The sequence below is a fragment of the Acetobacter sp. DsW_54 genome, assembly GCF_002153575.1.
In the GTDB taxonomy this organism is placed as follows: domain Bacteria; phylum Pseudomonadota; class Alphaproteobacteria; order Acetobacterales; family Acetobacteraceae; genus Acetobacter; species Acetobacter fabarum.
Map to the genome: position 1 here is coordinate 1 of NZ_JOPD01000047.1, position 9,555 is coordinate 9,555.

The following is a 9,555-nucleotide window of genomic DNA, read 5'->3' on the forward strand; positions in this document are numbered from 1 at the left end:
TATCGCTGCCTGATTACTGAACAAAACCCTCTCCGGTAAAACCGGGGCAGTTCAGATATATCGCGTGCGGACGTCTCCGAATTTCACGGGGCTCTACGACATATCCCTTATCAGGCCAATCGCACACTCGGCGTGCTGTCCAAAATGTTCAGCTTGGCAGACCTCTGGGGTATTCGGGCTGACGGTCTCAACCCGTGCCGCGGCGTTCAGCGCTATAAGGAAGAGAAGCGCGAGCGTTATCTAACCCCAGAAGAATATGCGCGCCTCGGCGCCACACTCAATGAAGCAGAGGATATGCCAGAGGCCGTCTGGGCGTTCCGTCTGCTTATCCTGACAGGTTGCCGACTACGCGAAATCCAGGCTCTGCAATGGAGCCACGTCTTCTTCGACCAATCTGAATTGAGGCTGCCTGACAGTCAAACCGGGACCAAAATCGTCCAGATCGGACAAGCGGCCGTGAACGTAATCAAATCCATCCCCCGGTTGGAGGACAATCCTTACGTCATTACCGGACGGAAAAAAGGTGGCTATTTGACTGACCTGGAAAAACCCTGGTGCCGCATTCGCAAAGCCGCGGGTCTGGATGACGTCAGGATTCATGATCTGCGCCATTCCTTCGCTTCTGACGCACTGGAAATGGGAGCCGATCTGACGATGATCGGTCGTATGCTGGGACACAGCGATATCAAGACGACAACTCGTTACGCTCACCTGAAGCGGGAGAACGTGAGGCTCTCAACCAATCTTGTATCCGAGAAAATCTCCGCAGCACTTTTGGTACGTTGAAAATGACAGATATCGGCTCAGTGCAGCTTAGGCGTAATAAATGGTTCGTTGCAGAATTTATAAAGGAAATAAACACTCTGCCCCTTCGCGGCCAAGGTCAGCTTACGCCTACATCCCAGATATACGAGCCACATTGATTGAAGCTTGAAAGCGACCATCAATGTGATTTCGGGCAGCATGCAGCTATACTGTGATAAATGTACGGATTGGCAATTTCTCTTGCAAAAGATAAGATCGCTGCATGACCTCGCTGCGCCCAAACCTTATCAAGCGAATTGATCGTCTGCCCAAGCCGACTGCCGCTCTGCAGCCATTGTTTGAAGCTGTAAGTAACGCAATTCACTCAATGCAAACGCGCTTCCGTGACACTATCCAAAAGCAAGGTCGCGTTGTGGTCACAATTTCGACCAACTGAAAAAAAGAGGGGGTCTGGGCGACCGTCGAGGACAATGGACTGGGTCTCGATACGTGCAGTTGGGACGCCTTTACCACGACTGATACCGACAACAAACTCAGTATTGGCGGCAAAGGCGTTGGCCGCCTTCTTTAGCCTGACTGCTTTGAGCATATACAGATCGCAACAGTGTATCGCGATGGCGAGAAGCTTTCTTGCCGCAAGTTCACGTTCCGTCTCGCCAATGATGATCAGATAACCGATTATCAGAGTGAGGCTGTTCCACCAACTTCCGACACTTCGTTTCATGTCCGGTTCAGCGGATTACGAGATAACGGCTATCGGGCCAAGTTCCCTGGACGAGATAGTTTTATCTTCCAACACATCACGTCGCACTTCCTACCAACTTTCATAGGAAATCATTGTCCAATAATCGACGTCCATATTGGTGATGAGACCCAGCACTACCCGGCCGATATCGACAAAATCGTTTATCGCAAAGAAATGCCCATTGAGTTGAATACGCCGGCTTATGGCAACCTTTATCTCACTCTTATGGAGTGCGACAAGGTCGCAAGCTCTGACCTGAAGGGTTCTCATTTCGTTCATTTCATAGCGCATGATCGCACAGTGCATTCCCAGTGCATCGATGGTAAGCTGGGCCTCAAATATTTTGGTCCTAACGGCGACAAGGTTTTTCACGCCATCTTGACGGGTGAATATCTCGACAGCAACGTCAATCAAGAACGCACAGCTTTTATGTTTGAGGACGTCGTTCTTGAGCGAATTATCAACGATGTTTGCACCGACATGATCGAAGCATTCCTCGCCGAGCCACTGGCTCGGCTGAGTGGTGAGCAACGCAAGATCATCGGCCAAATCACGCAAAGCTATCCGTCTGCCGCCTTCGGCGACACCAACGAGTTGCAAGCAAAGCTACCATCCGGTGAGTTGAGCAGCGATGCCATATACGGCCATTTATCTCGCGAGCGATTTCGGCGCGATCAGCGGCAGGCTGAGAAAATCCGATCGGTACTGACCCGCCTGAAAGACGGCGAGGCCACCGTGGAAACCTTTAGCACTGCCATTGCTGATGCTAGTAAGGCAATCGAAGACGCGGAGCAGCGCAGCCTTGCCGAATACATCATCCGTCGCAAGGTAGTGCTCGATTTTATTGAAATTTTTTTACAAAAAGTTCGGGATGATAACCGTGACAGTGCCTATCAGAGAGAGGACGTCTTACACTCTTTTATTTGCCCGCTAGGCATCAACACACTTACTGATGAACGCAGGAAAGTCGAACCAGCTACGTCACACGATCTCTGGATCGTCGACGAGCGGCTGACCTTCGCCCAATATTTTAGCTCAGACGAAGAGTTCAACAAGCTTTCTGAAGCGATTGACAGCAATGAGCGGCCTGATGTCCTTATCTTCGACTATGTCCACGGACTGCGGCAAGTCGAGGAGCCTTCCAAGGAGCTTCTCGTCGAATTCAAACGGCCGGGACGCACGTCCTACGCCGATGACGAAAATCCCCAACTTCAGGTCGAGCGCTATGTCCGCCGTCTCCAGACCGGGAGCATGTCCGATGTCAAAGGGCGGCCAATTAAACTCGATGACCGCACCGTGTTCTACTGCTTTATTGTTGCCGATATCGTCGGTAAACTCGATGAATGGACCTATAGCTGGCAAAGGACCGCGGATGGCCGGGGTCGTGTCTACCAGCCCCGGGATGGCTTTCGCGGTTCGATAGAATTGGTCGGCTGGGATGCTCTCCTAGCAGATGCGCGCGGTCGCAACCAAGCCTTCTTCGATAGAGCCGGGATCAGCGGAGAGAGTTACTTCACACATACCTTCTCAACGACAGGCACATGCCACCCCGTCTACGATAATTAATTACCGTAAAGATCAATCATATGACGGGCATTTTTTCGGATTGGCTGCAAACGTCCGAGCCTTGATCGTGTTGCCGACCGGGTGTTCTCTACATGCAGTCTTCCTTGTCTCGGAGCGATTTGGTCATCAATGGTTTAAGTTCAACTAGCATACAGTTGCATTTTGTGTCGTGAGTGAGCGCGGATAGGTTGGCCTGATGTGTGCGTCGAAAAGCGGACCATCTGAGGATGTAGGCGACGGGCAGTCTGCGTTGTGCAAACTTTACGACGAGGCACCTGATTTCCTGTATGGACCATCGGACAAGGATTATCGTGTTCTGCGCTGTATTTTTTTCGGTTTCCGTGAGTTTGCCTGATACCGGACGCTTGCCATGATGGCATAGGCCAACATGACCAGAGAGACATGCCGATGCCAACCATGCCAGGAGCGGGTCTCGTTATGATCAAGACCAAATTCGTTTTTGGCCGTCTCTAACCTTCTTCGATCCTCCAGCGCGTCCCTTCAACAGACGCACCGCCACTCATCATATCCTGAATCATAGTTACCCATAGATTCAGAATTCAACACAAAATGCAACTGTAGTGCTAAGGAGCAAAATCCGTCAGAACAGAGCGGAAAAAAGACTTTTCCAACACCTATTTTATTCAGAAAACAGCGTTTTTTTAGCGAGCATGAGCGAGTAAGCTTGAAAAGTTACAGAAACAACATTAAAACAACAAAAAATAAACATTTAGATAACGAAAAGACAACATAAAATTTTGAGGAAATGGTGCGAAGCAACAAAAAGACAACGTTTTTGGCTTGGATATTCTCAAGAAAAAATAGATAACCATTAGACAAAATAAATGAAAATAATAGAATAGAAATACACAGATCAATTTTGGCAAGAAGGATGAGAGGGATAGAACGGTGAAAGATTTCCAAAATAGAGAACCAAGAAGGGTTTCTGGAATAGTGAGAAAGTACTTACCGAGTATCGAAAGGCAGCTGTTTGAGGGGGCATCTCGGGAACAAGTCTGGAAATGGCTTTGCTCAGAAGCTGGGATTGAACTGACCCCCAGAACCTTTTTCACGCTTCTTTATCGAGCCAGAAAAAGAGCGAAGCAGGCGGCAATGACAGTCTCTCAAAGGGTTGCTGCCATGAGGCCGGTGCTCGAGGTGGAAGAACAAAGTCCGTCTCTGACACGTTCCAACGAGCAACTAGGAAGACCCGTTACACCTATTGAAGGAAGTCCTTGCCAACTCCCTGAAAACCCAACAGAACAAGATCGTCTCCGAGTGGCCCTCAATGTCAAAACTCCACTCCTTGATTGGGGGGGCAAATAATCGGTCCGCCAGGTATCAAAAAAGGAATTAGCCACGGGACAGCCCCATGAGTAGCTGCGTGCGAGGCATCCGTGTGATTAGCAGGGTAAGGCAGGTCATGGATATGGACGCTAAAACGGTGCAGAACAGAAAAAACGAAAAAAAGTTTCAGTAGATCAATGGTAATTTAGGGAAAAATGGGCGGGAAACATGAATACCATTGCAAAAAATAAAATAATTAAAGACGACGTGTCTGCACAAGAAACGGAAATAAAAGGGGAACAAATTATAAATATGACTCGCCCATTATTAAAATGGGCAGGAGGGAAAACGCAGCTTTTAGGAGAAATAATCCCAAAAATTCCGAAAAAGTATGGTCGATTTATTGAACCTTTTTTCGGTGGCGGTGCATTGTTTTTTGCTGTGCAGCCAACGGGTGGAATCATTGCTGACAGCAACCCGGAGTTGGTTAATCTTTACCGTTCTGTGGCCGATGATGTTGACGGTGTGATAGCCCAGTTACGCCTTTATGAAAATACCGAAGAAGTATTTTATGCTACCCGTGTATTAGACGTTACCAAGTTGTCAAATATAGAGGCGGCAGCACGGACAATTTTTTTGAACCGAACCTGTTTCAATGGTCTGTATCGGGTCAATAAATCAGGTAAATTCAATGTACCGTTTGGACGGTACAAGAACCCCAAAATCATAGATGAAGACGCGCTAAAAGCGGCTTCTGTACTACTCAGAAAAACCACCATAATTTGCGGTGACTATAAGGCAGTTTTGCAAGAAAATGCGCGGCCAGGAGACTTTATTTTTCTTGATCCGCCTTATCTTCCTGTTTCTAAATATGCTGACTTCAAGCGCTACACTAAGGAGCAATTTTACGAAGAGGATCATGTTGAGTTGGCCTCAGAGGTTAAACGTCTACATGAGCAAGGTTGTCATGTGATTTTGACAAACTCAAACCATCCTTTGGTTCATGAGCAGTATCGGAAGTTCACCGTAGAAGTAGTGCAAACAAAACGGTACATCTCATGCAACGGTAAAGACCGAACAGGCGAGGATGTGATTGTTACTGTTCCACCAAAGCAGCATTTTAATCTGAGACTAGTTCCCGCTCCGTTACCCCAGCAGGCCATGCAATACCCGTCAACTCGTTATATGGGTTCAAAAAATAAATTGCTGCCAGAAATCTGGGCGGTTGCTTCTCAGTTTAAATTTGACACTGCCCTAGACCTATTTTCGGGGTCTGGCGTGGTAAGCTATATGTTTAAGTCTCACGGTAAAACCGTGATAAGTAACGACTATATGGCGATGGCGGCAACGTTTGCCAAGGCGATGATTGAGAACAACAAAGTCACCTTGCAACAAGCCGAGGCATTAGCGTTGCTTGAGCCGAATAGGTCAACAGATCATTTTGTAGAAACCAAGTTTCAAGGGCTGTATTTCAGTGATGACGATAACTGCCTGATCGACATGGTGCGAGCTAACATCAAGATCGTGAAGAACCCGTATAAGCGTGCTATTGCCATGTCGGCTTTGATTCGTGCTTGTCTAAAAAAACGCCCGCGCGGTATTTTTACCTATGTCGGTCATCGATATGACGACGGACGTAAAGACTTGTTAATGACGTTTCGTAATCAATTTCTTGAGGCCGTCGATATGGTGAATGCCGCCGTATTCAACAACGGCAGACAAAACAAGGCCCGCAACGGCGATGCAATGACATTGCAGAACTGCAAACCAGACTTAGTTTATATCGATCCACCCTATTATTCCCCGTTGTCTGATAACGAGTATGTGCGCCGCTATCACTTTGTTGAAGGCTTGGCCCGTGACTGGCAAGGCGTGGAAATTCAGGAACACACCATCACCAAGAAATTCAAGTCGTACCCCACGCCGTTTTCGTCGCGCAAGGGCGCAGCGGAAGCCTTTGATATGCTTTTTAAGCGGTTCCGCGAAAGCGTTCTTGTGGTGTCCTATTCGTCCAACAGTCAGCCTACCCTTGACGAAATGGTAGCTATCATGGTGAAGTATAAAAGCCACGTCGAAGTTGTGCCAGTTGATTACAAATATTCCATTGGAAACCAAGGTAGCAAAATTGGCGATAATAAAAACGACGTTAAAGAATATATTTTTGTAGGGTATTAATAATGGACACTTCAGATTTTTTGCAAGCCGATGATATTTATAAGGTAATTCTTGTTCCGTCTGCTGTTGCGAGGGGATTTCAAACAGATGATGAAATAGAGGAGTTTATTGGTGTAGATTCTGATGGCAGACAGGGGCGTTATTATAGATTGGCGGCTGAAAAGTTTGGCCTTGTATTTAATGAAAATAACTTGTCAACCTTGACGGTTGAAGGTGAAGATTTTATTGCATTAGAAGATGATAGTTCGAAGATAAATTTTATTGCTAACATAATGTGCAAAACGGAGGTTTTTTCACAAGCTATTGAGTATTTGGAGAGTTCAAATCCAAAACCAAGCTTAACAGATCTTGAAGATTGGTTTTTTGATCGCTACCCAGGAAGTAAGAATACAGCGGAGAGGCGATTCAGTACTTTTAAAAAATATCTTCGGGTCACAAGGTTTATTTAAATAATGAGGCCTTGGCATTTGGGGAATACGACCGTCCGCAGCCCTTTCCGGTTACGTGATGGTCTGGTGGCGTTGTCCACGTCATCACTGCAAGGCAATTTGCGAGGAAAAGAACAGGAACGTGCTTTCCGCCGTTTGCTGGGCGAGCATGGCATTGTTGAGCTTGGCGACGATGACACTTACAGTCTGGGGCGTAAATGGCGCTCTGCGCTAAATAAGCTGGGTTTCCTTTATCCAGAAGTGCCGCCTGCCTCTGGTATCCCGCAAAGTGAAATCGGTCCTATCGACATGATTACACCGAACGGCTGGCGGCTGATTCGTGCTGATACTGTGCCCGCGATGCAGGAATGTTTTTTGCGGGCGCTGGCCGCGCATTACATCCCTTCAGTATTGGAAGGGAAGTTTTGTTTTTCGGTATTCTCACCGCTGCGGCATACGCTGGCCATTATGCTTGAGTTGGAGAAGCAAACAGGGGAAAGTCGTCTCAACTTTGTTGAAATGGCGATTGTTGTGCAACTCACCAGTAGCGACAAATCATTGGCCGACATCGTTACTCAAGTGCTAGAGTTGCGGGCACGACGTCTCGCATCCCCCAACAAACGTAAATTCGACCGACAAGAGCGCGAAAAGGCCGCCAATTTGTATGGATACGAGGCGGGCACATTCAACGATTACGCTGATACCAATCTACGCTATCTCAAAGCAACAGGGTTGGTGCAAAGTAAAGGACGTGGTCTTTCTCTGGTGCCAGAGAAGCACGTTTTTGTTGAGGAACTGATTCAGAACGCCGGGATTCCCGACTCTGACCGCTATTATTTCATCACCTTGTGCAATGGTGCAAAGCTACCGACTGACAACGAGGCTTCAGCACTGGTCGTGCTGGATGATTTGTTGCAACAGCTTAAAAAGCGCGGCATCTCATTTGACGCGACAGGTAAGCCAACAGACACTCCCGCAGACATAGCAATCATTCGCCACCAGATCGAAGGGATTTTATCGGAGCGGAACGAAGAAGAATACGCAACACGACAAGCGGCGGAGTGGACAGAAATTGCCGCTTACATGGATCTCATCATTACCAGAAAGGGTAAAAAGACTCTATCAAATGGTGAAGAGATCGAAGTGCCAAAGGCTGAAGCGCCCGCCTATTTTGAATGGGTTCTATGGCGTGCCTTCCTTGCTATAAACAGCTTAGAAAACAAGCCGTATGAGGCAAGACGCTTTCAGATTGACCAAGATTTTTTACCGGTTGGCACAGCGCCGGGGAATGGCCCTGATTTGATCTTTGAATTTCACGATTTTGTGATAGTGGTTGAGGTCACATTGACGGATAACTCACGACAAGAAGCCGCTGAAGGTGAACCTGTGCGCCGTCATGTGGCTGATTTGGTTTCTCACTATGGGGTGCAATCCGGCAAACCTGTGTATGGACTATTCATTGCAAATCGCATTGACTCTAATACCGCCGAAACATTCCGTATCGGCGTTTGGTTCACTCGTACGGATGATAAGATGCGTTTGGACATCATTCCGGTAACTCTCTTACAGTTCAAAGCCTTTTTTGAAGCCCTATTCACCTCTGGTCGAGTTGAAGTCGGTTTGATTCGTGAACTGCTCGACCTGTGCGGAAGCTTGCGGCTAGCGCATGAAGCGCCAGCATGGAAGCATGAGATTCAAAAGACCTTCAATCACCAAATTGCGGCTTTATAAAATAAGATCTTGAACAGACGCCGAGGTCGCAAACGTCAGGAGGCAGTAAACTACACCCGCACATCCGTGGTCTTTGAAGGGTTCAAACCATCCGACACCGACGAACAGCGAGCAGCCTGTTTTATCTCCGCTGAAATCAATCTTGCCGATTATTCCTGTCGGACAGATACTGCCCGTCATCATCGGCAAGATTATTGACGACTTGATCGGCAGTGAAGAGAAGTGCCAAGTAGTTTTTGGATCGAATAGACTATAGTCTAGGTTCAGGACTTATTCTTTGAGGTAGAAGATGACGGTTGCTGCGATGTGGATTGCGGATATGAATGTATGAGCGCATCGGTCGTATCTGGTCACAACACGTCGCCAGTCTTTCGGCTTTGTGAACATGTTTTCGATCAGATGGCGCTTTTTATACAGATGCCAATTGTAAGGTGGCTTTGATTTCCTGTTCTTCTTTGGTGGAATACAGGCGGTGATATTCCGGCATGCGAGAGACTGTCTGATCTTATTGCTGTCGTATCCTCGATCACAGATGTCTTGAACTGCCCCGGTTTTACCGGAGAGGGTTTTGTTCAGTAATCAGGCAGCGCTATCAAGTCTGCTCTGATCTTCATAGAAGGTGCGTTCGGCTTCGGCGGGCGGCCTGTATCCGATTGGCGCCAGCAGGCGTCGGTTATTATACCAGTCCACCCATTTGAGGGTTTCCCATTCGACCTGCGCCATGGATTTCCATGGCCCCAGATGATGGATGACCTCGGCCTTGTATAAGCCGTTGATGGTCTCCGCCAGTGCATTGTCGTAGCTGTCACCAACCGTGCCGACCGAGGCGTCTATGTCAGCCAGCGCCAGGCGTTCGGT

At 47.8% G+C, this 9,555-nt stretch carries 7 protein-coding genes and 2 pseudogenes; 5 read left to right on the top strand and 4 right to left on the bottom strand.

Going from position 1 to position 9,555, the window contains the following annotated elements; genetic code table 11:
- Nucleotides 1-51 precede the first annotated feature (51 nt).
- Nucleotides 52-786, top strand: a pseudogene (locus tag HK20_RS12250) (tyrosine-type recombinase/integrase); the annotation flags it as partial.
- Nucleotides 787-1,129: 343 nt separating this feature from the next.
- Here HK20_RS12250 and HK20_RS13120 read toward each other — a convergent pair.
- Nucleotides 1,130-1,354, bottom strand: coding sequence for a hypothetical protein (locus HK20_RS13120; RefSeq protein WP_198943929.1), 225 nt, complete (start codon nt 1,352-1,354; stop codon nt 1,130-1,132).
- Nucleotides 1,355-1,369: 15 nt separating this feature from the next.
- Between HK20_RS13120 and HK20_RS12255 the strand changes: the two genes are divergently transcribed.
- Nucleotides 1,370-3,076 (top strand): hypothetical protein, encoded by a 1,707-nt coding sequence (locus HK20_RS12255; protein ID WP_198943930.1) that lies wholly within the window; start codon nt 1,370-1,372, stop codon nt 3,074-3,076.
- Between the two features lie 306 nt (nt 3,077-3,382).
- Here HK20_RS12255 and HK20_RS12260 read toward each other — a convergent pair.
- A pseudogene (locus tag HK20_RS12260) lies at nt 3,383-3,585 on the bottom strand (IS701 family transposase); the annotation flags it as partial.
- A 1,006-nt stretch (nt 3,586-4,591) separates the two neighbouring features.
- Here HK20_RS12260 and HK20_RS12265 point away from each other — a divergent pair.
- From HK20_RS12265 to HK20_RS12275, 3 genes are all read left to right on the top strand, one after another.
- Nucleotides 4,592-6,538 carry a Dam family site-specific DNA-(adenine-N6)-methyltransferase gene (locus HK20_RS12265; RefSeq protein ID WP_086647327.1) on the top strand — a complete coding sequence of 649 codons (1,947 nt, stop codon included), beginning with the start codon at nt 4,592-4,594 and terminating at the stop codon, nt 6,536-6,538.
- A 2-nt stretch (nt 6,539-6,540) separates the two neighbouring features.
- Nucleotides 6,541-6,987 carry a hypothetical protein gene (locus HK20_RS12270; RefSeq protein ID WP_086647328.1) on the top strand — a complete coding sequence of 149 codons (447 nt, stop codon included), beginning with the start codon at nt 6,541-6,543 and terminating at the stop codon, nt 6,985-6,987.
- A 66-nt stretch (nt 6,988-7,053) separates the two neighbouring features.
- Nucleotides 7,054-8,697, top strand: coding sequence for an AlwI family type II restriction endonuclease (locus HK20_RS12275; protein WP_198943931.1), 1,644 nt, complete (start codon nt 7,054-7,056; stop codon nt 8,695-8,697).
- 270 nt (nt 8,698-8,967) lie between these two features.
- On the opposite strand, the gene HK20_RS13390 is transcribed toward HK20_RS12275, so the two are convergent.
- Together HK20_RS13390 and HK20_RS12290 are read right to left on the bottom strand one after the other, a co-directional pair.
- Complete coding sequence (locus tag HK20_RS13390; RefSeq protein WP_198943932.1) at nt 8,968-9,273, bottom strand: transposase; 306 nt, start codon at nt 9,271-9,273, stop codon at nt 8,968-8,970.
- A 3-nt stretch (nt 9,274-9,276) separates the two neighbouring features.
- Nucleotides 9,277-9,555, bottom strand: a 279-nt coding sequence (locus HK20_RS12290) for an integrase core domain-containing protein (protein WP_143296518.1), incomplete at its 5' end; no start/stop codon positions are given.